The sequence below is a fragment of the Arthrobacter sp. JB02-1C genome (genome assembly GCF_057748045.1).
The window spans coordinates 990,271-1,013,484 of record NZ_CM173235.1 but is presented as its reverse complement, the minus strand read 5'-3'; the positions used below and the strand labels follow the sequence as shown (position 1 = coordinate 1,013,484).

Below are 23,214 nucleotides of genomic sequence, written 5' to 3'. Positions count from 1 at the left end.
ACGAGTATCACCACAACGACCCAAAATGACACTGGGGCCGCCCACGCGAGGACGCCCTCCGGGAGGAATGACAGCACGTAGAGGCGGCCAAAAATGACTCCCACCGATACTCCGAATAGGAGCGCAAGGGAACCGAATAGACGACTTGCTATCGATGGCGGATTGGCGCCATCTGCTGGCTTCATTTCCTTAATCATGGCAGATGTTTACCTGTTCCGGGGCGGTTTAGCCGACCGACAAACTTGCCGACGGCCGAGCCAACGAACCCGCCAGCTGCTCCAGGGATAGCTTTGTCTGCGCAGGCGCCCCAGCTCCCGTTGGACTGCAAAAGCCCTGAGACGCAACCCACCGCTGCGCCGCCGAGGGTGCCGACGGCAATTGAGAGTATGGGATTTGGAATGAGTGAGGCCACAATGCCCACCGCGGCTCCGGCGATTGCTTCAATGGTGTCTCCCCCCACGTCCAGTCCGCTGCGGTCCGTATTGTTCACAGGGTTGGCTACGGCGTACAGGTAGCGGTTTTGTTCCCGGCCCGAGGGGTCGGGTTGGGTGAAGCGTCCGAGGTTGGGGTTGTAGTAGCGGGCGCCGAATTTGATCGTGTTGCTGGTGGTGTCGTTGTAGCCGCCGGCGTAGGTCCAGGGGTTGACGGTTGCTTGGGTTCCGGTGGCGGAGGTGGTTTTGCCCCAGGAGTCGTAGGTGTAGAAGGCTGCTCCCACTTGGTTGGTGTCGGTGATGAAAATGACGGAGCCGAGCGCGTCCATCGTGTAGTAGAAGCTGGCCCCGGTGCTGGTGCGCATGCTGATGAGCGTACCGTCCGGATCGCGGATAAACGTGGTTGTGGCTCCGCCGGTGGTTTGCCGGGTGATCCCCAGGGTGCCGTTCAGGAAGGAAGTGGCCCCGGCGGTGAGGCGTTCATCATTCCGGGGCCCGGCGTAGGTGAAGTTGGTCGTGGTCCCGCCGCTGGTGTTGGAGGTGAACTGGTCAAAGACGTTGTACCCGGCTGTGGTGGCCCCGGCGGCGGTGGTGTTGCCGTTGGCATCGTAGTTGTAGGTGGCGGCTCCGGACGGCGGCGCGGCGCAGGTCCCGGCGCTGGCCCCGGTCCAGCAGAGCTGGTCCGCGGCGTTGAATGCGGAGTGGACGTCCGCGGCTCCGGTCTTGGTGGCTTTGGTCCGGTTGCCGTTTTTGTCGTGGGTCCAGGCCTCGGTGACTGAGCCGGTCACGGCTGTCTTGAGCCTGTTCATCTCGTCATAGCTGTAGGTGGTGAGACCTCCATACTGGTCGGTTTCGGTTTTGCGCAACGCCCCATCCTTGGTGCCGTTGACGGTGTAGGTGTAGGAGCGTGAGATCCAGGTGGCGCTGCCGAGCCAGGCGGTGATCCTGCTGATCCTTGAGGCGTTGTCGTAGGTGGTGACGTTGGAGATCCCGTTGGGGTACTTTACGGCGGTGCGCCGGTTAGCGTTGTCGTAGTCGAATCCGGTGCATTTGGTGGAGTTCGGCGAAATGAACGACGCCGGGGCGGGGCAGGAGCCCCCGGGTTCGGCAAGGGACACGAGCCGGTTCGCGGCGTCGTAGGCGTAGGTCACGGTCCCGCCCGGGTCGGTGAAGCTGGTGAGGTTCGAGGCCGCGTCGTAGGTGACCGTGGTGCTGATGCCGCCGGCTGTTTTGGACGTGGGCCGGTTTTGCGCGTCATAGGTGAAATTGGTGTTGCCGGTGTCGTCCTGGCTTTGGGTCAGGTTTCCGCGCGTGTCGTAGGTGTAGGAGACGCACTTGGTGGCGCAGTTGATGCCTTTATCAATCTGAATGAGCCTATCGTTGTCGTCGTAGTCATAGTGAGTGACCTGGCCTTTTCCGTCCGTGGAGGTGATCAGCCGGGACGCGTCGTCATACACGTTCGTCACCGCGCCCAGCGGTGCAGGGTACGTGATCTTGGTGGGCATGCCCAGGGCACCGTACGTGTAGCTGGTGACGTTGCCGTTGCCGTCAGTGGACTTGCAGACCTGGCCCTTTTTCGCCCCGCAGCTGGTTCCGGCGGCGTCGCCCTGGTAGTTCAGCTTCGGCGTCCCTCCGGCGCCGCCGCTGGCTCCGGGGGTGGTGGTCTGGGAGCGGTTGCTGGTGTTCGCGTCGTAGCTGTACCCGGTGGTCTGATTCTCGCTGCTCACCGAGGAGGTGGGCTGGTAGTTCGAGAGCGGGTTACCGGTGTTGGACGGGTAGGCGAAGGTCGTTTCGGCTCCCGCGGTTCCTCCTGCCGGGTTCGTGATCTTTGTGAGGGAGTTGTTGGCGTTGTACGCGTAGGTGGTCGTGTTGCCCAGCCCGTTCAATGAGGTCAGCCGGTTGTCGTGCCCGTCGAAGGTCCCCTGGGTGGTGTGGCCGAGCGCATCGGTGACCTTCGTGACCTGGCCCGAGGAGTTGTACTCATAGCTCGTGGCATGGTTCAGCGGATCCGTCCCCTTCGAAAGGGTCCCGGACGGGTAGCTGTACCCGTAAACGCTCTGGACCGGCTTGCCCGTGGCATAGGTCGCCTGCGTGAGCTTTTTCGACGTGCCGTCATAGCCCAGGGTCGTGACCGTGCCCGCGTGGTCGGTGACCGTGGTCAACCGGTTCCCCGGCGCCCCGTAACCAAACGACATGACCTCCCCCGCGGCGTCGCTGATCGCGGACATAGCCCCGCCCGGCCCGAAATATTCAAAATAGATGTCCCGGGACAACGCATCATCATGGATCTGCGAGGGCTGCTCCGGATTGTTCGCATCATTGTAGGAGAACGTGACCGGCCGGCCGCCGATGGTGTCATTGATCGTGCTCAACAGCCCGGCAGCGTTGTACGTGTAGGTGATCCGGTTCGGCGCCGACGGGTTCTGATCATTCTGATACACGAGCCGGAACACCGCACCGGATTTTACGTATTCGTTGGTATAGCCGGTGTCGTTGAAACGGATCGTCACCGCCGCCGAGGAGAACGCGGTAATCGTCGCGTTCAGCCCCGGAGGCATCGTCCACACCCCGGCACCGGCAGGCACGAACGTATACGTCCCGCCGTCCGGCGCCGTGTAGACCACCGAATTATCCGCACCGACCGTGACCGCGGCCTCGACAGCCCCCACCGAGAGCGAGGGCCGGGCATCGTTGAGGGAGTTGTACCGCCAGCCGATGCCCAGATCGCGGCCCGCACCCTTGACGTGCAGCAACTGACCGGCCAGGACCACGTTCCCGTTCGTTGGGTTCCACGAAACAGTCGTCCTGTCCGTCAGGTGCCGTGTTACCATCGATGCCGCGGACCGGTTCCCCGACTTGCTCCCGTCCGGGCCCGACGCCGGAGGCGACACCATCGGCGCCATTCCAAGCGCCCGGGCCGTTAGGATCTCCAGGCCCAGGGCCGCCCGGTGCGGCGTACTTGTCGGTGCGCGGCCCGGCGGCTTCACCGTCGACGGGGCGGCCACGGCCGCACCCGCCGGCACAGTCACACCGCTGAGAACCACGGCAGAAAGAACAAGACCCGACAGAAGAGACCGTAAAGCAGCCATGCTGCGCCCCCAATATGATGTGCTCCCCAGTGAGCATCCTTGCGCTCCCCAGTGAGCACACGATGATCATCAGCGACAACACTCTCAAATTGCAATACACGAGCCAGAATTTTTCCAAACTAGTGAAAAACCCGTCTGCTCTGGGTCAAAGGCGAGCTGTAAGAAGGCAACAGCGCTGGCCGGCTTAGGTTCAGGTCAGTGCGCGGCCGGCGCGCGCGGCTCACCCCTCCGACACCCCGAAATCGCCTCAACCGCTTGTTGGCGGCCATGAAAAACTGCCCATGGGCGGCCACGAAAGTGCCCACTGACGGCCAGTAGAACTGCCCGACGGTGGCCATGAGATCTGCCCACTTCCTTACTGAACCGACCGCGTCTTAAGCGGTGGGGGCCTCTCCCTGGGGTTTGATGACGGTGTCTAAGCGCACCAAAAGCGAACCAGGAAGAGGCCCTGTATGAAGTCTGACGGAGAAATCATGGAAATTCTTGCTGCCTACGATCTGACCGGATCGTTGCGCGCCACCGCGGAACTCACGGGCTGCTCGCACCACACCGTTGCCAAACACGTCGCTGCCAGGGACGCTGGCCGGCCGATCGGGGAACCCGCGGCCCGGGGCCGGGTCACGGACGCGTTTCTGCCCAAGATCGAGGAATGGATCGAAGGATCCAAGGGCCGGATCCGCGCGGACAAAGTCCACGAAAAGCTCGTTGCCCTGGGCTACACGGGTTCGGAACGCTCCACCCGCCGCGCGATCGCGCAGGTCAAAGCGGCGTGGCGGCTCGGCCATACCCGGGTCCACCGTCCCTGGATCACCGAGCCGGGGATGTGGCTGCAGTACGACTTCGGCGACGGGCCCCGGATTGGCGGGGTGAAGACCATCCTGTTTGTGGCGTGGCTGCCACGCGGACGCAGTCTTCAGGTACTGTCTGTCCCGCTGTGGTTCCTGGCACGACGCGGAGGATCTCGTCTCGATCACCTTCTTGGAGGCGTGGCGACAACGGAACAGGCTCAGACCCGAGAGGGACACCCTGCTGCCGTGGCTGCTCGGCGTGGCGACGAACGCGAACCGCAACCGCGCCAGGGGATCTCGGCGGCACGCCGACTTCCTGGCCAGGCTGCCGCACCCCGATCCCCGGCATGGCCATCATGAAGCAGACCATGCGGAATCGGTCGCCTCAAGGATTGACGCAGAACGGTCCGTCCGGGAGCTACTCGATACGATCGCCGGCCTGAATGACGGTGAACGCACTCGATGCTCATGTCTGTCGAGACATCCCGTCCCCACCCACCGGCCAACTCGCCACCATCATTACTCTCTTTCGAGAAAGCTGTTATGCAAGGGACTCGCTGATTCCCGTACGACGCACCCGCAAAACTGCCCCGTGCCACGACCCCACCGATCCCGGGCGGACGTGATGTCGAGACAGCAACACCGATGGGCTTATGTTGTTCACGATCTTGGCCGCTCTTGCGCTGATGGAACACGAGATCAAGCGCGAACGCCTCACGGATGCCATGATTATCCGAAGAGAAGCAGGCAAGGACCTTGGCGGCCGGCCCCGGCCGGACACTGATGGTCAGATCAAAAACGCCGTTCGCCTAATGAAAGGTGGCGAGCCCGCAGCGCAGGTTGCAGGGATCTCGGTATGTCCCGAGCCACGTTCGGCAGGCGGGCAGGAGGGCTTGCCGACTAGCAGGGCGCCATTTTAGCGCCGCAAAAGACCGCCATTTACCGCCAACATTCACAGCGGTGCGGACCGGCGGAACAACGGGCGCAGCATGATGAGGCAGCCCAACGCCCCGGACAGCGCTGCCGGCAGGATGTCTCCGGCCACGGTGGCGGAGGGCTCCAGCAAAGCGGCGGCCAGGAATGTCAGCAGGACGGTTGCCGCCGCCGTGACCACCGCCGCGGCACCCCGCCGGGTCATCGCGACGCCCCTGCTGCCCGCGAGGTAAAGGCGGGCCGCCCCCACCGCTGTCAGGAACGCAAGCACGGATGCCATCCAGCCCAGTCGTCCGAGGATCAGCCACAGTGCGACGGCGGCCGGGACCGCGGCGAGTGCATAGGCCGTTCCCCGGGCGGGATGTTCGAACGGGCGCGGATCCGCCGGCGGCAGCGCCGGCAGGATCGCATGCCGGTGCTCCGACGAGTCGGGCCACGGCGCGCCGTCCGGCCAGCGCTGGCTGACGTGCGGCGCGGTCTGCCCGAAGGGCTGGAAGCTTCTTCCGGCGTCAGAAGTGCCGCGCTCTGTCATCATTCCCCCAAATGAGATGAGTTTCCGGCCAACTCTGTGCCGGTGGCCCGTTCAGTCTGGCATAAGTCGGCCGGTAAATCATGCTGAGTGCGGCGTTATTTCGGCCCGGGCGCCACTAATCCGTTCCCGGCTGCGTCGATATCGTGATCATGACTCCGTCGCCATCGTCGCGGATCCTGAGCTGCAGCGGCCGGTCCACGAGGCTGGTGTGCCTGTTTTCGCTGTCCTCCGGGAGCAGCTGCTCGGCGAGGCGGGTGAGGGCCAGCGCCATGGCCCGTCCCCAGTCGTGAGGGTCCCTGCTGGATGCTTCTGCCTCGGCTGTGTACTTCTCGTCTGATCCGGTCATGTGGCTCCGCCTTCCGCCGTTGAACGTGGCCACCCCGGTCAATCCGGCGGGCCTCCGGCCGTGCCGGCTCCCAAACAGTTCATGGACACGGCCAGTGTAGTGACCGGCCGGACGTCGCGTCCACGGTCCTCCCGGCCCGCCGCGCAGCTATCCCGGGCGCACCCCGATAGGATTTCCCTGCGGGGCCCGCCCGTCCACGTGCCCAAAGGATGCCATGCCACAGAACAACGACGTGCCGGACGCTACCGTCCAGCCCAAACGCGCTGCAGTGATCATCAACCCGATGAAATCCCCCGGTGCCGACTTCAAGGCCGCGTTCTACCGGCTCTGCGAAACCCAGGGCTGGGCCGAGCCGCTCTGGCTCGAAACAACCGCCGAAGACACGGGCCTGGGCCAGGCGCGGGAAGCCCTGGACGCGGGCGTCGACGTCGTGATTGCGGCCGGCGGCGACGGTACCGTCCGCTGTGTGGCCGAAGTGCTCGCCGGTACCGGTACGCCGATGGGCCTGGTTCCGATGGGTACCGGCAACCTGCTGGCACGCAACATCGGCGTGGACATCACGGACCCCGTGGCGGCCAGTTACGACATCCTGAACGGCACGGACATCAAGGTCGACGTGGTGAAGGCCAGCCTGGACCATTCGGCTGAGGAACACCTCTTCCTGGTCATGGCCGGGCTCGGCTACGACGCCGCGATCATGGCCAACACGGTGGACGAGCTCAAGGACCGCGTCGGCTGGCTCGCCTACGTGGAGGCAGGCATCCGGCACCTGCCCGGCAAGCCGGTGAAGGCGCAGATCAGTGTCGACGGCAGCCGCCCGGTCCGGCGCCGGATCCGCAGCGTGATGGTGGGCAACTGCGGCCAGATCACCGGCGGAATCGAGGTCTTCCCCGACGCCAAGCCCGACGACAACATCCTCGACGTGCTGGTCCTCGCCCCGGCCGGCCGGCTCGGCTGGTTCAGTGTGCTGGCGGGGATCTTCGGCCGGGCTAACGGTGCCGAGGGCAAGAACAAGTCGGTCCAGTATTTCGTCGGGAAGTCCGCGGAAATCAGCCTGGAGCACGAGCAGGAGTTCCAGCTCGACGGCGACCATATCGGCAGCGCCAAACACCTTAAGGTGGCCGTGGAGCATCAGGCGCTGACCATTCGGATGACGAAGGCGGCCTAGCCGCAGGGCCGTCAGGACCGGGGGAGGCGGTCCCGTGCTGTTCCGATGAACGGAAGCCGCGGGCCTTGCTGCGGAGCGCCGGGCGTAAGATTCAGCTGGATGCCAGCGCCGCCGTCGTACCCCACCGACTGCAAGGAAGGCCCGCCCACCCTGTGAAGCCCGCGAAATTGCTCACCGAGATGTTCAGCATCGCCCCGGCCAACAAGGACCACCAAGTCGCGATCCGGTGTGCCATTGGCGTCTTCGTCCCGCTGATCACCCTGGTGCTGCTGGGCCGGTTGGACCTGGCCATCTTTGCCTCCTTCGGAGCCTTCACCGGCATTTACGGGCGCAACGAACCCCACGGACGCCGGTTCGTCCTGCAGCTGCGCGCCGGCACCCTCATGCTGGCCGTGATCCTGCTGAGCTCCCTGACGGCCCGCCTCGGAACGGCCCTCGCGCTTTCGCCCGCGGACCGCACGTGGCTGCAGGTCGCCGCGACGACCGCGGTGGCGGGCGGCTGCTCGCTGGTCGTGGCCTGGTGGCGGCTGCGTCCGGCGGGATCGCTGTTCCACATCTTCGCGTTTGCGGCCATCGCCTCCATCCCCAACCAGCCGCCGCTGTGGCAGTGCCTGCTGGTGGCGGTGCTGACGGTCCTGTTCTCGTTGCTGATTGGCCTGTCCGCACGGCTGGTCCGGAGCCGCCGGCAGCCGTGGTCCTGGCCGCGGCGCGCCCGGCTGACCGCGGTGGAGCGCCGGGTTGCCTGGCAGGAGGCGGTGGGCTACCTCGTGGCGGCCGGGCTCGCCGGCACCCTTGCCACCCTGGTCGGGGACCGGCTTGGCTTCGGCCACAACTATTGGGCCATGGTCGCCGCCGTCGTGCCGCTGGTGGGGCACAGCACGCGGCACCGCATCAGCCGCGGTGTCCAGCGGATCATCGGGACCGTGGTGGGGCTGGGCCTGCTGGCGCTCATCCTGTTGTTGGAGCCGCCGCCCTGGCAGACCGTGCTGGTCATTGCTGCCTGCCAGTTCGGCGCCGAGATGTTCATCGCCCGGCAGTACGTGCTGGCGCAGGTGTTCGTGACCCCGCTGGCGTTGATCTCGACGCTGCTGGCGGCGCCGGTGCCGGCGGGGACCCTGCTGCGCGACCGCTTCCTGGAAACCATCATCGGCGCCGCCATCGGCGTCGGCGTCGTGCTGGCACCGGCCGTCTGGCGCCGGCTGCGGGGCCGCCGTGCACCCGCCGCCCCCTGAGAAGAGCCGGGAAGACCGTTCAATGGAAGACTGGTGCCGTGCAGACAACTATTCAGGAGGTGGCCCGGCATGGCTAACTCCGGCTCCGGCGACTCCGTAGTAGACCGTGTGGTGCGCCTGATCGCGGCGTTTCCCGAAGGCGTCGCGGCCCTGCAGCTCTCCGAGCTCGCGGACCGGGCCGGCCTGCCGCCGAGCACGGCGCACCGGCTGGTCCGGCAACTGGCGGGGCACGGGCTGGTGGAGCTGGGCAGCGGCGGCTCGGTCCGGCTGGGGATACGGCTGTGGGAGCTGGTCAACCGGAATTCTCCTGCCCTGGCCCTGCGGCAGGCGGCCATGCCGTTGATGGAGGACATCCAGCAGGTGCTCAACCAGAACGTCAACCTTGCCGTGCTGGACGGCTGGGAGGTCCTGTTCGTTGAACGGCTGTCCCGCCGCGGCTCGGTGGCCAACCGGGCCAAAGTTGCCGGCCGGATGCCCGTGCACCTCTCCTCCGCCGGGCTGGCCCTGATGGCGCATCAGCCGGCCGCGGTGCAGGCGGTCTACTTGGGGCAATTTTCCGATCCTGCCGGAAGAATCAGCGCGCAGGAACTTCGCAGGTTGCTCGCGGAGACGGCGGTCCAGGGCTATGCCGAGCTGGCCGGTGTGGTGGATCCTGACACCTGGGGGATCGCCGTGCCGGTCCGCGACGGCCGAAAGCAGACCGTCGCCGCGCTCGGCGTCGTGGTCCCGCTGCGTGAGGCCCGCCTGCAGGCACTGGTACCGGCCCTGCAGACCGCGGCCCGCGGAATCCAGCGGCGGCTCGGTGAGGCCGCAGCCGGCGCCGGAATCCATTCAACGGAAGACGTGTAACGCGGATCACTGGGCCCGGCGCACACTGATAGGCAAGACCCACCGGTCCGGCGCCGTCGCCTGCGGCCCGGGCCCGCAACGAAGCGAGGACCCCATGGCAGCGAGAAAAGTCATCAGCACCCAGGTAGCCATCGTGGGCGGCGGGCCGGCGGGGCTCATGCTCTCCCACCTGCTGGCCAGGGAAGGGATCGAGTCCACGGTGCTCGAGCTGCGCAGCCGGCAGGAAATCTCCGAGACCGTCAGGGCAGGCATCCTGGAGCACGGCACCGTGAACCTCCTGGTGGACAGCGGCGTCTCCGACCGCGTGCTGCGCGACGGCGACCGGCACGACGGCATCGAGTTGAGGTTCAATGGCGAGAGCCACCGGATTGACTTCCAGGACCTGGTGGGCGAATCGGTGTGGCTCTACCCGCAGACCGACGTCTTCATGGACCTGGCAGCCCGCCGGGAGGCCGACGGCGGCGACGTCCGGTACGGTATCCGCGACACCACCATCCACGATCTCGACGCCGCGCCCAAGGTGTGGTTCACGGACGCGGAGGGCACCGAGTTCGAACTGCAGGCGGACTTCATTGCCGGAGCCGACGGTTCCCGCAGCCACAGCCGCCTGCAGATCCCGGAAGCGGACCGCAAATGGTATTTCCACGAGTACCCCTTCGCCTGGTTCGGCATCCTGACCGAAGCCCCGCGCAGCTCCGACGAGTTGATTTACGCCAACTCAGAGAACGGCTTCGCCCTGATCAGCCAGCGGACGGAAACCGTGCAGCGGATGTATTTCCAGTGCGACCCGGCCGAGAACGTCGCGGACTGGAACGACGAACGCATCTGGGAAGCGTTCCGCAGCCGGGTGAACGGCAACGGGTTCGAACTCAAGGAGGGGCCGGTCATCGACAAGACCGTCCTGAAGTTCCGCAGTTTCGTGCACGCTCCGATGCGGCACGGGAAACTGTTTCTGGCCGGCGACGCCGCCCACACCGTTCCGCCGACCGGAGCCAAGGGGCTCAACCTCGCCATCCACGACGTCCGGGTGCTCTTCGAGGGCCTGGACAGCTTCTACAAGACGGGCTCCACCACCCTGATGGACCTGTACAGCGACCGCGCCCTCGACCGGGTCTGGAAAGCCCAGCACTTCTCCTACTGGATGACCTCCATGCTGCACACGCCCGCCGGCGCCGACGACTTTGCCCGCGCCCGCCAGCTTGGTGAGCTCAACTCCGTGGTGTCCTCACGGCACGGCAGGGCCTACCTCGCCGAGGCTTACACCGGCTGGCCCGCCGCCGGCTAGACGTCCGGTGCTGCTCCGGCCGACGCCAGGGCCCCCGACGGAAGGCCCGGGGACTCGGCCGACGCTGGGATCCCCGCGCCAGGGTGACGCCGCTTCGCTTTGGCGGACTTCCGACCGGACCGGCCGTAGACCAGATACATCGTCAGGCCGGTGATCACCATCAACAGCACCGTGTAGACGAAGGTGTTGGAAACCCCTTCCACGCCCTCGGCGCCGTCCGTGTTCGCCTTGATGATCAGGCCCAGCGGCTGGAACAGCGGGTGGGCCAGGAAGATGGCGGTGTCGTAGTCGTCCAGCATGCTGTTGAAGTTCAGCGCAGTGACGGCTGCCGCGGCGGGAAGCACGATTGGCAGCAGGATTCGGCGGAAGATGTAGATCGTCTTGGCGCCCATGATTCCGGCGGCCTCCTCCAGTGAGGAATTCACCGCCGCGAAGGACGCCTTGAGCATCCGCAGCGTGAACGGGATTTTCACGGTCACGAACGCGATCAGCAGGATGACCGTCGTCCCGGTCAGCACGGCCCCGCCCACCAGGGGGTTCGGGTGGTCGTAGCTGAGGATCAGGCCCAGGGCCAGCAGCGCCGCGGGCAGGATCCAGGGGATGTGCAGCAGGTACTCGAAGACGGTGGTGACCCAGTTGCGGTACTTCTGCAGCTGGCGCGCTACGAACAGCAGGCCGCCGACGGCGATCACGGCGGCGAGGGCGCTGTAGGCGATGCTGATCAGGAAGGGCCGCAGTCCGGCCGGCTGGGTGAGCACCCGCACGTAGTTCTCCAGGGTCAGGCTGCCCGGGTGCAGCTGCCCGGTCTGGATGGCGGCGCCGTCGGCAAAGGAGAACAGTACGATCAGGACCACCGGCAGCGTGTACACCGCGAACAGCAGGTACGCGGCGGCGTGGACGACGGCGTTGGCCGCGCGGTTGGTGATCTGCTGCTTTTGCAGGCCCGCGGAGACCTTGGATACCGAGAAATAGGTGCCGCCCTTCTCCAGCCGGGTCATGACCGCGAGCATCACCATGGTCGCCACGCCCAGGATGAGGGCCAGCAGCGCGGCGAGATCCCGGGAGGTGGGGCTGTTGGTGAAGGTCAGGATCATCGGGGTGATGGTCTGGAAATCCCGGCCGCCGAGCACCTGCGGGGCGGACAGGGCGCCCAGGCCGGTCAAAAAAGACAGCACCGTCACGGCGAACAGGGTGGGCTTGAGCATCGGCAGGACGATCCGGCGGAGGATGGTCCAGGTGGAGGCACCCATGTTCCGGGCCGCCTCGATGGTCTGGAAATCAACGCCCTTCAGCGCATTGGTGACGAAAAGCATGTGGTTGGTGGTGGTGGCGAAGGTCATCACGGCCAGGACGGCGAAGAAGCCGGAGAACCAGCCGCGGTCGAGGTCCGGGAAGACGGAGACCAGGAAGCCGGTGACGATGCCTTTGTCGCCGTAGATGAACTTGTAGCCGGCGGCGAGCACGATCCCGCCGTAGATGAACGTAGTGGCGTAACCAAGGAACAGGATCCGGGAACCGCGGATCTTGAAGTACTGGGTGACCAGCACGATGAAGATGCCCACCACGTTGACCGTGATGGACAGGGCGACGGCCAGCAGGAAGCTGTTGCCCAGGGACTTCATGGCCCGCGAGGAGGAGAACAGTTTTTCGGCGGCGCGGCCGGAGAATTGTCCGTCCGGGAAGAAGGTCTGGATCAGCACGTTGGCGTTCGGCCAGACAAGGAATGCGGCAATGAACCAGGTCAGGACCACGCCGGCGATCAGGACGGCGGGGGAGCGCAGCATCCGCCGGGTGCTTGGGCCGGCGGCACCGGTCCCGCTCACGCCCGGTTCGCTTCCTGCAGCCGCGGTCCCAGCGAAGCGCCGGTTTCCGGGTGGTACTGGAGCACATGGGCGGGCTGCACATACACGGTGGCTGAGCTCCCGGTGACCGGGTGTGCCCCGCCATCCTCCCGGACCAGGAGGCGGATCTCCGAACCGTGGCATTTGACGATGTACCGGCTGTGCAGGCCGTGATAGGTCCGGGACACGACGGTGCCCTCCATTGGAACGGCTGACCCGTCCGCAGCCGGATCCAGTGAGGCCTTCTCCACGCGGAGGTAGGAGTTGGCTCCCGGGTCCAGGGTGTGGCGCGACTGGCGGTTCAGTTCGGCGACGAAATCGGCGCTGAGGCGCGAGCTGTCACCGATGAAGTTGCAGACGAATTCGGTGGCCGACTCGTCGTAGATGCTCTGCGGGGTGCCCACCTGTTCCACCACGCCCTTGTTGAAGACGGCCACCCGGTCGCTCATCGCCAGCGCCTCGTCCTGGTCGTGCGTGACATAGACGGTGGTGATGCCGAACTCGCTCTGCAGGTCCTTGAGCTGCTGCCGGAGCTGGTGCCGAAGCTTTGCGTCCAGGTTCGACAGGGGCTCGTCGAGGAGCAGGATCTTGGGCTGCAGGACCAGCGCCCGGGCGACGGCGACGCGCTGCTGCTGGCCGCCGGACAGCTCAGCCACGTTCTTGTGCAGCTGCTCCTCGGACAGGTCGACGCGCCGCGCGATGTCCCGGACCAGCCGGTCACTTTCGGCGGCCTTTTCCTTGCGCACGCGCAGCCCGAAGGCGATGTTTTCCCAGACGCTCATGCTGGGGAAAAGCGCGTAGTTCTGGAACACCATGCCGACCTGCCGCTTGTCGCTGGGGAGCCGGGTGACGGCCCGGCCGTCGACATAGACCTCGCCGGCGGAGGGTTCGATGAACCCCGCCAGTGTCCGCAGGGCAGTCGTCTTTCCACAGCCCGAAGGCCCCAGCAGCGTGAAGAACTCGCCCGGCTTCACGTCCAGGTTCAGCCCCGGGATGGCGGTGAAGTCACCGAACGTGACCTCGATGTTTTCGAAGCGGATCATGGAACCTGTCTTTCCTGGCGGGATCGGGTGACGCACGGCGGAGGCCGGGCCGGCGGCTGCCGGCCCGGCCGCCCGGATCAGTTCATGTATTCCAGCTCGATCTTCTCGACCCACTTGCCCATGTTCGCCTGCACGAAGTTCCAGTCGATGTCCTGCTGCTTGAGCGTCTTGAAGAACTCAACGACTTCGGGTTTGGCCTGTGCGGCGGCGGCGGTGTTGACCGGCATGGCGTTGAACTGCTGGGCAAACTCGCCCTGGGTCTTCGCGCTGCCGAACCAGTTGATGAATTTCAGGGCCTCGTCTTTCTTCTTCGAGCCCTTGACCAAGGCAACCTGCTCGATGGCGAGCGGAACGCCCACGGACGGCATCACGGTGTCGACCTTGACGTTGAAGGACTTCTCCCGTTCCGGGATGATCGAGGACGGCATCTGGCCCATGTCCGTGTCGCCGGACGCGATCCGGGCAAAGAGGTCGGTCTTGGCAACTGCCGGGGTGCCGTTCTTGAAGTAGCCCTCGATCTGCTTCCAGCCCTCAGCGGAGATGCCCAGGTCGCCGCCGTCGTCCTTGTAGCGGGTCAGGATGCTGGCGAACACCAGTTGGGCGGTGGCGGTGCCCAGCCCGGTGACGCGCTCGTAGCGGGTCTTGAACTTGTCCTGGTTCCACAGGTCGGTCCAGTCCTTGGGTGCCTGGTCCTTGCTGTATTTGGCCGAGTTGTAGCCGAGCATGATGGCCTGCTGGACCAGCGGCCAGTACGCCTTGGAATCCGACTTGTCACCCTTGGCCGCATCGACTTCCCCGGACCAAGACGGTGTGAACGGCTCGATCGCGCCGGCGGCTTTGATCTGCTCGAAATACATGTTGTTCAGACCGAAGGCCACGTCGGCAATCGGGTTGTTCTTCTCGGCGATCAGCTTGTTGGTGGCGTCGGCACCGCCGGCACCTACGATCTCGATCTTAAACCCGGCCTCCGCGGCCTTTTTGGTGAGCCATTCGCCGCGGCCTTCGCCGTTGGAGTTGGTGTAAACGATGAGCGTCTCGCCGGACGGCGGACCGGAGGGGGCAGTCGCGGCCGGCCCGGCAGGGGAAGTGGAGGAGGCTCCAGGGTTAGCGGCGCCGGCGCCACACGCGGAGAGCAGGCTGACGGCGACGGCAGCCGCAGCCAGGGTTTTCAACTTACGCACAGTTCGGTCTCATTTCATCTTGGGGCCAGAGGGCATAATGGGGCCAGCCTATAGCCACGGGCGTGGATCGGCGCGATTATGCCTATCGATTCGATATAACCGCCGGCCCGCGGCATTTGAGTCTGGTCTGTGCCTCCGAACGGGGGACGTCCACGGTCTTAACGCGCCGTGAACAAGGGCGTGCCCTGTCAGGAATCAGGACCCCGCGTTGAGTACATCCGTCCCGAAGCCCTGCAGCCCCGGCGCTCCGGCGAGGCCGAGTCGCGGCAGCGAGAAGGCATCCTCGATGCTGGCCAGCAGGCTGAAGTGGTTGTACTGCCTATCCGACGCCGTTCCGCCTCGGGTGAAGGGCGAGAGCACAAGGGCACCCACCCTGCCGCCGGCCGCCCCGCCGGGAATCCCGGCGGATCCGGTGGTCTGGCCGTCGGCCTCGTCGAAAGTGATGACCAGCATCCCGTCCTTCTTGAACGCCGGGGAACCAAGGATGCCCGGGACGTGCTCCCGGAGCCAGCTGTCGCTGGCCGCGAGGCCGCCCGGGCTCCCGTCGATGCAGGGGCTGTCGTGGCCGTCATGGCAGAGGTTGGGCGAGATGTAGGACAGATTGGGCGTCGTGTCAGCGGATTTCAAATCCCGGGCCAGGGCCGTGAAATCCACGACGTTGCTCTGGCAGGCCGGCGATGAGGTGATCGCGGCGAAGTAGACGAACGGGTTGTGCCGGGTGGCGTATTGGTCGCCTTCCGTTGCCTTCTGATGATCGTCCTTGGCGCCGGGCTCGGGGTGCTGGCACGGGGTCTGCATGTCCTCCATGTAACCCTTCCAACTCTTGCCGGCCGAGGTGAGCTGGCCGGCGATGGTGGGGACCGAGGCAGGATAAACGCAGCCGGTTCCTTCTACCTGGCCGAGCGCCGAGGTTCCGGTCTGGGTGAACGGTGCGTAGGTCCGGCAGTCGTCGCGCGTCATGGGGTTGGACGCCTGCCCCGAGATCTGGGCCAGGTAGTTGGGACTGGACGCGTGGTCGATGGCGTAGTACTCCGACAGCAGTGCGCCCTGGGCCCGCAGGGTTTGGGAGAGGTAGGGCGCTTTGGAGTCCGCACCCCAGACTTCGTCATACCCCTTATTCTCAAGGTTGATCACGAACACGTGGCCGGGTTTCGCGACCGTCTTGGGGCCGCCGGTGGGAGCCGGTTGCGGCGGCGCGGCGGACGGCGCCGTGGTCACTGGAGCGACGGTGCCCGTGGCATTGGGCGGCGGCGCGGCGTCCGCCGTCGTGGTTCCGGGCACGCCGCTGCCCCCGGGACCGGCCGGCGCCGGGCTGCATGCGGCGGCAGCGGCGACGAGGGCGGCAGCAACGAAGAGGCTCCCAATTCGATGCGCAGCGTTCCGGCCTGGAGGACTGTTGGCGTGGTTCCGGCTCATGCGTGGCGGCTTTCTCTCGACGCGTCGGTCCGTGTCTTCCAGCAAAGCCCATTGCCGTCCGGAGCGACAGGGCCAACGTATATTTCACAGCAATCTCACACCGATGCCGTGCGCCCGGCCGTGCGAGTGGGCGGACTCGACCTGTGCCGTTTCGACGTTTCCGTGCCCCGCCGACGGTTCCACCCGTGCTGCTGGCACGGAAGCGTCGAATTGGCGCCTCAGGGCCGTCCGCCGGTGGGATCCTCCGCAGTCGGGTCGGCCAGCGCGAGCCCGCCTACCGGGCTGTCATCCCAGTGGATCAGGCGCCAGCCGGCGTCGGGATCGCCTTCGAGTGCCACGATGCCGGTATTGGCGAGAACGTGCCGGGCCGCGAATTCCGCATCGACGTTGGAAGCGCGGAGCCCGGTCCAGACCCGGATCGCGGCGCCGTGGCTGACCACGGCGACGGTGGCGTTTTCCCCGGTATCCGCGGCTATCCGGGCGATCGAGTCGTCGTAGCGCTCGAAAAACTCATGGCCGTCCGGGCCGGATGGCATCCTGCGGTCGAGTTCTCCTGCGGCCCAGCCGAACACGGTGCCCAGATACCGCAGGTGGGACTCGTGGTCGGTAAGTTTTTCCAGCGCCCCGGCCTCGATCTCATGCAGTCCCCGGAGCACCTCGACGTCCAGCCAGCGATCGCGGGCGAGCGGCTCGGCGGTCAGCTGGGTGCGGATCAGGGTTGAGGCGTAGAGCCCTTCGATTGCTTCGTCCGCCAGGGAGCGGGCCAGTGCGGCGGCCTGGCGTTCACCGAGATCCGTCAGGCCAGGGCCGGGATGCGCGGTGTCCAGTTGGCCCAGGACATTTCCCGGCGTCTGCCCGTGGCGGATTAACAGGAGCCTCATGGCAGCGATACTACCGCCGGGCGCTGACGGCGGCGGACCCGGCCGGTCCGCAGGTCACGGGATCGCGACCCTGGCCTGGATCGGGGCATGGTCGCTCGGGTAGCGGTCACCCAGCCGGAAGGTGTTGACCGCGGCCTCGGTGACGTTGATGTCCGGCGTCACGGCGATCCAGTCGATCCGCCGCTCTCCGATGACGGGGTCCTTGTAGTTCGGGAAGGTGCCGTATTCCGGGGTGGTCCGGTGCCGGGCGGCCGTCCAGGAGTCCCGGAACGCGCCGCTGCCGATCAGGGTGTCGTAGGCTCCGGAGGCGCCGGCGTCGGCGTTGAAGTCGCCCATCAGGACGGCCGGAAGACCCGGCTCAAAGCTCGTGGCGTGGTCGATGATGGCCTCCGCGCTGCGCAACTGGGCGTATTCGGATTCGTGGTCGAAGTGGGTGTTGAGGACCATCAGTTCGCGCCCGGTGCAGTTGTCCTCGAACCGTCCCCAGGTCGCGATCCGGGTGACCTCGTTGCCCCACGTGGCGGATCCCGCGACCGCAGGCGTGTCCGAGAGCCAGAACTGGTCCCACGTCCGGAGCCGCAGGCGCTGCGAGTCGTAGAAGATGCAGGAGTGTTCGCCCCGGCTGCCGCCGTCGCGGCCGTGCCCGATCATCCGGTAGTGCCCCGGCAGTGCGGCGCCGATCACCTCCACCTGGTGCGGCAGGCCTTCCTGGATTCCCAGGACCTCGGGCAGTTCCTCCGCCAGGACCGCCCGCAGGGCCGGAACGCGTTCGGGCCAGTAGTCGGCCTCGCCCGGCAGTGTTTCCGCGATGTCGCAGCGGATGTTAAAGCTCATCAGGCTCAGCGCCGGCGCATCCTGCGCGGCGGCGTCTCCGGATCGTCCGGCCGGGCCGGTTCCGGTCTCAATGGTCTGCGCGGTCGACGCGGTGTCGCTCGGCAAGGGGTCTCCTCGTGTCGGTAACAGGGCCAGCCTGCCGGAACAAGCTGGCCGGTCCTCGACGGCCGCGTAAACGGCGGCCTGCGGCAAGGTGAACGTCAGTCTCCGGGCGGCTTAGCCCAGGTGGTCGACGAGTTTGTCTGCGAGGCCGGTGTACTTGCCCGGGGTAAGGGCCAGCAGCCGGGCCTGCGCGTCGGCGGACAGGCCCAGGCCCTGGACAAACTCCTGCATCCGGGCGGCGTCGACGCGCTGGCCGCGGGTGAGGTCCTTGAGCCGCTCGTACGGGTTTTCCATCCCGGGGACACCGGCGATGGCCTCCGCACGCATGACCATCTGGATTGCCTCGCCGAGCACCTCCCAGTTTGCGTCCAGGTCCTTGGCCAGCACGTCCTCCGCGATATCCAGCCGGTCCAGTCCCTTGGCAACGTTGGAGATGGCGAGCAGCGAGTGGCCGAACGCCACGCCAATGTTGCGCTGCGAAGATGAGTCGGTGAGGTCCCGCTGCCAGCGCGAGGTCACCAGGGTGGATCCCAGAACGTCCAGCAGCCCGGAGGAGATCTCCAGGTTCGCCTCGGCGTTCTCGAACCGGATCGGGTTGACCTTGTGCGGCATGGTGGACGAGCCGGTGGCGCCGGCCACGGGGATCTGCGCGAAGTAGCCGATCGAGATGTAGCTCCAGATGTCCGTGCACACGTTGTGCAGGATCCGGTTGAAGCGCGCGACGTCGGCGTAGAGCTCGGCCTGCCAGTCGTGGCTCTCGATCTGGGTGGTCAGCGGGTTCCAATCCAGGCCCAGGCCCGCCACGAAGCTGCGGGCCACCTGCTCCCAGTCGGCGCCCGGCACGGACGCGACGTGGGCGGCGTACGTTCCGGTGGCACCGTTGATCTTGCCCAGGTACTCCGTCCGGGCGATCCGCTCCAGCTGGCGCGTCAGCCGGTGGGCGGACACGGCCAGCTCCTTGCCCAGGGTGGTGGGCGTGGCGGGCTGGCCGTGGGTGCGGGAGAGCATCGGAACCGCGCGGTTGGCCTCAGCCATGGAGCCGATCTGGGCGACCAGCCGGCGGGCTGCCGGCAGCCACACATCCTCCACTGCACCCTTGATGCCGAGCGCATACGCCAGGTTGTTGATGTCTTCGGAGGTGCAGCCGAAATGCACCAGCGCCGTGAGGTGTTCGATTCCGATGCCCGGCAGCCGGCGGCCGATGTAATATTCCACGGCTTTGACGTCGTGCACGGTGACGGCCTCGATGTCGGCCAGTTCGGTGACCGCTTCGGCGTCGAACTCGGTCACGATCGCGCGCAGCTTATCCTGCTGCTCCGGGCTGAGCGGGCCGGCACCGGGCACCACATTGTTGGTCGTCAGGTGGATCAGCCATTCGACTTCGACGGCGACCCGGTCGCGGTTGAGGGCGGCCTCGGAGAGGTAGTCGACCAGCGGCGCCACCGCCGACTTGTAGCGTCCGTCGAGCGGGCCGAGCGCGATCGGATGGTCGGACGCGGCAAGGGCCAGGCGTCCGGACGGCGTGCGGGTCTCAGCGGCGGCAGTTTCAGGCATGGTCCGATTCTTTCACGAAGTCGCGCCCGGCCTGAAGCCAGCCGGTGCTTGTGACAGCTCCTGTTCCGGCGCGGCCGGGCGCCGGACATCGGCCGGGCGCTTTTCCACATACCTGTCCGGGCAGCTTCCGGCGTCCCGGCCCAAACCATAGCGTCGACCCTGGAAGCAGCATTTTCGATCGGACGGATCCACGCGGACAGGGGGTGTACATGTACGGAGACCTGGCGGGCAGCGGCCAGCCGGCGGCATCCGACGCGGCCGCCTGTGCCTCCCGCAGTTTCGAGGTCCAGCAACTGGCGGCCAGGATGGGTTTCTGTGCCGAGCAGGCAGGCGCCGTGCTCGCCGCGCTCGGCCGGCTGGAACTGCACGGCTGGGAGTCGCCGGCCGGCCGCGCCTACCGGACGACGCTGGGGTTGCAGGCCGCAGCGTTGCGCCGGGCCCGGGCCGAACTGCAGGACGCGGCAACGGTGGTCCTGCGGCACGCCCAGCACGTAACGCTCTCTTCCGGACGTCCAGGGCACTGATGACGGAACTGACCCCGGCCGGTTCCGGCGAGGTGCCCCGGCCGTCGGCACCCCCGCGGGACGGGATGTTGGTCATCCGCGGCGGGGTGGGCGGACTCAGCTTCCAGTTCGAGGAACTACTGGCCGGCGCCGCCGCGCTCGACGGCGTCGTCCGCCAGCTGCATGCCCTCGAGGCCGAAACGGATGGCATCCGGCGCGCACTTTTTAGCTATCAGCTGGACGCGTACCGCAGCGGCAGCGCTGCCATCACCGCCGTGGGCGAATCGGGCCGGGACGTCGGCCGGGTCAGGGCCGAGCTCGAACGCATCGCGGCGCAGGTCCGGGCCAGCCACCGGGAGTACGAGTTCACCGAGGCCCGGAACGCCCTGCTGCTCCGGCTGGGGGTGGCCGGCCCGGACTATGGTTCCGACCCGCAGGTCTTCGGGCTGCCGGGTGTTCGTGACCAGCTCGAACGGGGGATCGCCGCGGCCCCGGCCGGTCTTGCCCTGCTGCTCGGCGTTCCGCTCCCGCTAGCAGCGGCGGCGGGCGCCCTGGGCGGCCACGCCGATGTCCGCCGCGCCATCCGCGAGCTGGCCTCGGCACCGGGACTGGAGTTCCTCGAGCCGCGGCCGGTTGCCGTCGCCGGCAGTCTGACGGCAACCGCAGACGCCGACCTGACCCCGGCCGGGCTGCTCCGCCGGGCCGACGCGGTGGGACGCAATGCCGGTGAGATCGAGGTCCTTCAGGTTGACGGCGGAGCCGGCCGGGCCTGGGTGGTCATTGTGCCCGGGACCCAGCTCGCGGGTCCGGCCGAGGGCGCGAATCCCTTTGATCCCGCGGGCATCGCCGAGGCGTTGGGTTACGACTCCGAGGAGACCGCCGCAGCCATCCGGCAGGCGTTGCGCGAAGCCGGAGCCGCAGCGGGGGAGCAGGTGGCAGCCGTCGGCTACAGCCAGGGCGGCATCCACGCCATGAACCTGAGCCAGGACAAGGCCTTCCTGGCCGAGTTCAACCTCAGATACGTGCTCACCGCGGGTTCGCCGGTAGGCGGCATCACCCCAGCGCCCGGGATTCACAGCCTGCACCTGGAACACCAGCACGACTGGGTACCCGGCGCGGACGGGGTGGCCAACGCGGATACGAAGGACCGTGTCACGGTCACGCTGACCAACGGCCTGAAGTTGCCGGCGGCGCAGGATTTCGGGCTTGGACCGGGCCACCGGCTGGAAAACTACGTCGTTGGCGCGGAAGCCGTGGCGGGGAGCCGGGACCCCTCCCTGCAGGAGTCGACCGCAGCCCTGGCCGCCGTCGTCGGAACCGGCGGTACCGCCACGGCGACCAGGTTCGTCCTGCGCCGGGAGGCGCGCCCTGGCAGGGGGGTCACTTCGTCGCCGGGGCCGGCGCGCGGGACGGCTCGCGGCGCCGGGCCTGCATCGTCGGGAGGGCCCCGGAACGGCGCAGGACTGACGGGGCCGCGGGAACCGGCGGGCGTCCCCGGTTAGCGGCGGCCGCCGGGCAGCCTGCCGGCAACCAGCGAGATGACCGTGATGATGACGGCGGCGAACACGGCCGTCCAGAAGAACGAGTCGATGGTGAAATGCACCGGCGTGTAGGCGCTCAGCCAGGAGGTCAGATACAGCATGGCGGCGTTGATGACGACAGTGAACAGGCCCAGCGTCAGGATGGTGAGGGGCAGGGACAGCAGGCTGACCAGGGGCTTCACCAGAGCGTTGACCAGTCCGAAGATCAGGCCGATGAACAGGTACGCGAGGATGATCCCAATCGTGTCCGCACCCTGGGTGATTCCGCTGTTGGACACAGCGCCGGCAGTGGCGGAGCTGGAAACGCTGATCCGGCCCTGCAGGATCCAACTCGCGATCCACAGGGCGAGGGCGTTGACGATGACCCGGAGGAAGAATGAGCGCATGCGCTCATGCTGTCATATCCGCGGCACCCCCGCCGGGACGGCGAAGTAGGCTAGGAGGCATGACGTTATCTGACAACCCGGCCGGGGGAATCCGCCCGCGCCCGGTCGTGGACCTTCTTCCCCGCTATGTGGCCGGCAAGCCGCCGGTCCCCGTTGACGGGCTGGAGAGCTACAAGCTTTCCTCCAACGAAAACCCGCTCCCGCCGCTGCCTGCAGTGCTGCAGGCAATCGGGGCGCAAACGGACATCAACCGGTACCCGGACCCGCTGAGCAGCAAACTCCGCGGGGCGCTCGCCGAATTCCTGGACGTTCCGGCGGAGGACATCGTGACCGGAGCCGGGAGCCTGGGGGCCCTGAACCAACTGCTGTGTACCTTCGCAGGCCAGAACGACGACGGCAAACCTGACGAGGTCATCTACGCCTGGCGCTCCTTCGAGGCATACCCCATCAGCGTGGGCCTCGCCGGAGCGCACAGCGTGCAGATCCCGCTGACAGCCGACGGCAGGCATGACCTTGATGCGATGGCCGCGGCGGTGACCGCCCGCACCCGGGTGATCCTGCTCTGCACCCCGAACAACCCCACCGGGCCGATCCTTACGGCCGAGGAAACCGAACGCTTCCTCAAGACGGTACCCCCGGAGATCGTGGTCGTCATTGACGAGGCCTACCAGGAGTTCGTTCGGGCCGAAGACGCGGTGAACGGCCTCGACATGTACCGGAAGTATCCCAACGTCGTCGTGCTGCGGACATTTTCCAAAGCGCATGGGTTGGCCGGACTTCGCGTGGGCTACAGCGTGTCGCAGCCTGACCTCACCCAGCACCTGCGGGTCACCGCCACTCCGTTTGCGGTCTCGCAGATCGCCGAGGCAGCCGCTGTCACCTCGCTGGGGCACTTTGACGCGGTTGTAGAAAGGGTACAAAGCCTGGTCGACGAGCGGGACCGCGTCACGGCCGGGTTGCGTGAGCTGGGCTGGTTCGTCCCGGAGGCACAAGGGAACTTCGTCTGGTTGAATCTGGGCGCCGACAGCGCGGAATTCGCCGCATTGGCAGGAGAACGGGCACTCTCCGTCAGGGCCTTCGGCACCGAGGGGGTCCGGGTCAGCATCGGGGAAGCCGAGGCCAACACCCGGTTCCTCGAGTTGTGTGCGATCTATACAAAACCGCCTCGGCGTTCCTAGCGCTTAACATGAAACCCGCCGGGAGCCCCCTGCGGATAAAGTTAGGACGAGTTAAGCCAAGATATGCCGAACCCGGAATGTATTCCGGTTCCGGCATATAT

Annotated in this window: 18 protein-coding genes and 2 pseudogenes; 9 read left to right on the top strand and 11 right to left on the bottom strand. The window is 66.8% G+C overall.

Annotated features, from left to right (window positions below; translation table 11 throughout):
* Positions 1-193: 193 nt before the first annotated feature.
* A complete protein-coding gene (locus AC3ANP_RS04730) occupies positions 194-3,202 on the bottom strand; it encodes an RHS repeat-associated core domain-containing protein (RefSeq protein ID WP_488332188.1) in 3,009 nt (1,002 codons plus the stop codon).
* A 770-nt stretch (positions 3,203-3,972) separates the two neighbouring features.
* Between AC3ANP_RS04730 and AC3ANP_RS04725 the strand changes: the two are divergent.
* Positions 3,973-4,566, top strand: a pseudogene (locus tag AC3ANP_RS04725) (hypothetical protein); the annotation flags it as partial.
* Positions 4,478-5,092, top strand: a pseudogene (locus AC3ANP_RS04720) (RNA polymerase sigma factor); the annotation flags it as partial. The pseudogenes AC3ANP_RS04725 and AC3ANP_RS04720, both read left to right, overlap by 89 nt.
* 168 nt (positions 5,093-5,260) lie before the next feature.
* On the opposite strand, the gene AC3ANP_RS04715 reads toward AC3ANP_RS04720, so the two are convergent.
* Both AC3ANP_RS04715 and AC3ANP_RS04710 read right to left on the bottom strand, forming a co-directional pair.
* Positions 5,261-5,776, bottom strand: coding sequence for a hypothetical protein (locus tag AC3ANP_RS04715; protein WP_488332187.1), 516 nt, complete (start codon positions 5,774-5,776; stop codon positions 5,261-5,263).
* Between the two features lie 112 nt (positions 5,777-5,888).
* Positions 5,889-6,119 carry a hypothetical protein gene (locus AC3ANP_RS04710; RefSeq protein ID WP_488332186.1) on the bottom strand — a complete coding sequence of 77 codons (231 nt, stop codon included), beginning with the start codon at positions 6,117-6,119 and terminating at the stop codon, positions 5,889-5,891.
* Positions 6,120-6,333: 214 nt separating this feature from the next.
* Here AC3ANP_RS04710 and AC3ANP_RS04705 point away from each other — a divergent pair, with 214 nt between their 5' ends.
* From AC3ANP_RS04705 to AC3ANP_RS04690, 4 genes are all read left to right on the top strand, one after another.
* On the top strand, positions 6,334-7,287 hold the full coding sequence (locus AC3ANP_RS04705) for a diacylglycerol/lipid kinase family protein (RefSeq protein ID WP_488332185.1): 954 nt from the start codon (positions 6,334-6,336) through the stop codon (positions 7,285-7,287).
* 179 nt (positions 7,288-7,466) lie between these two features.
* Positions 7,467-8,519 (top strand): FUSC family protein, encoded by a 1,053-nt coding sequence (locus AC3ANP_RS04700; RefSeq protein ID WP_488332974.1) that lies wholly within the window; start codon positions 7,467-7,469, stop codon positions 8,517-8,519.
* A gap of 69 nt (positions 8,520-8,588) precedes the next feature.
* Positions 8,589-9,368 (top strand): IclR family transcriptional regulator, encoded by a 780-nt coding sequence (locus AC3ANP_RS04695; protein WP_488332184.1) that lies wholly within the window; start codon positions 8,589-8,591, stop codon positions 9,366-9,368.
* Positions 9,369-9,462: 94 nt separating this feature from the next.
* Positions 9,463-10,653, top strand: a complete 1,191-nt coding sequence (locus tag AC3ANP_RS04690; RefSeq protein WP_488332183.1) for a 4-hydroxybenzoate 3-monooxygenase — start codon at positions 9,463-9,465, stop codon at positions 10,651-10,653.
* Here AC3ANP_RS04690 and AC3ANP_RS04685 read toward each other — a convergent pair.
* The 7 genes from AC3ANP_RS04685 to purB form a co-directional block, all read right to left on the bottom strand.
* A complete protein-coding gene (locus AC3ANP_RS04685) occupies positions 10,650-12,437 on the bottom strand; it encodes an ABC transporter permease (protein ID WP_488332973.1) in 1,788 nt (595 codons plus the stop codon). The genes AC3ANP_RS04690 and AC3ANP_RS04685 overlap by 4 nt on opposite strands.
* Before the next feature lie 35 nt (positions 12,438-12,472).
* Positions 12,473-13,537: an ABC transporter ATP-binding protein gene (locus AC3ANP_RS04680; protein WP_488332182.1), complete on the bottom strand. Its 1,065-nt coding sequence runs from the start codon at positions 13,535-13,537 to the stop codon at positions 12,473-12,475.
* A gap of 77 nt (positions 13,538-13,614) precedes the next feature.
* Complete coding sequence (locus AC3ANP_RS04675; RefSeq protein WP_488332181.1) at positions 13,615-14,718, bottom strand: extracellular solute-binding protein; 1,104 nt, start codon at positions 14,716-14,718, stop codon at positions 13,615-13,617.
* A 195-nt stretch (positions 14,719-14,913) separates the two neighbouring features.
* Positions 14,914-16,134: an alkaline phosphatase family protein gene (locus AC3ANP_RS04670; protein ID WP_488332180.1), complete on the bottom strand. Its 1,221-nt coding sequence runs from the start codon at positions 16,132-16,134 to the stop codon at positions 14,914-14,916.
* Positions 16,135-16,352: 218 nt separating this feature from the next.
* The gene (locus AC3ANP_RS04665; protein WP_488332179.1) at positions 16,353-17,015 is read right to left on the bottom strand and encodes a histidine phosphatase family protein; all 663 of its coding nucleotides are present in this window, start codon (positions 17,013-17,015) and stop codon (positions 16,353-16,355) included.
* 54 nt (positions 17,016-17,069) lie between these two features.
* On the bottom strand, positions 17,070-17,954 hold the full coding sequence (locus AC3ANP_RS04660; RefSeq protein ID WP_488332178.1) for an endonuclease/exonuclease/phosphatase family protein: 885 nt from the start codon (positions 17,952-17,954) through the stop codon (positions 17,070-17,072).
* Positions 17,955-18,065: 111 nt separating this feature from the next.
* Positions 18,066-19,505 carry an adenylosuccinate lyase gene (gene purB, locus AC3ANP_RS04655; RefSeq protein ID WP_488332177.1) on the bottom strand — a complete coding sequence of 480 codons (1,440 nt, stop codon included), beginning with the start codon at positions 19,503-19,505 and terminating at the stop codon, positions 18,066-18,068.
* 209 nt (positions 19,506-19,714) lie between these two features.
* On the opposite strand from purB, the gene AC3ANP_RS04650 reads away from it, so the two are divergent.
* Both AC3ANP_RS04650 and AC3ANP_RS04645 read left to right on the top strand, forming a co-directional pair.
* Positions 19,715-20,029 (top strand): hypothetical protein, encoded by a 315-nt coding sequence (locus AC3ANP_RS04650; RefSeq protein WP_488332176.1) that lies wholly within the window; start codon positions 19,715-19,717, stop codon positions 20,027-20,029.
* Positions 20,029-21,510, top strand: a complete 1,482-nt coding sequence (locus tag AC3ANP_RS04645; protein WP_488332175.1) for a hypothetical protein — start codon at positions 20,029-20,031, stop codon at positions 21,508-21,510. The genes AC3ANP_RS04650 and AC3ANP_RS04645 overlap by 1 nt, the downstream gene beginning before the upstream one ends.
* On the opposite strand, the gene AC3ANP_RS04640 is transcribed toward AC3ANP_RS04645, so the two are convergent.
* Complete coding sequence (locus tag AC3ANP_RS04640) at positions 21,507-21,935, bottom strand: phage holin family protein (protein ID WP_488332174.1); 429 nt, start codon at positions 21,933-21,935, stop codon at positions 21,507-21,509. The genes AC3ANP_RS04645 and AC3ANP_RS04640 overlap by 4 nt on opposite strands.
* Before the next feature lie 59 nt (positions 21,936-21,994).
* Between AC3ANP_RS04640 and AC3ANP_RS04635 the strand changes: the two genes are divergently transcribed.
* Positions 21,995-23,113, top strand: coding sequence for a histidinol-phosphate transaminase (locus tag AC3ANP_RS04635; RefSeq protein ID WP_488332173.1), 1,119 nt, complete (start codon positions 21,995-21,997; stop codon positions 23,111-23,113).
* Positions 23,114-23,214 lie beyond the last annotated feature (101 nt).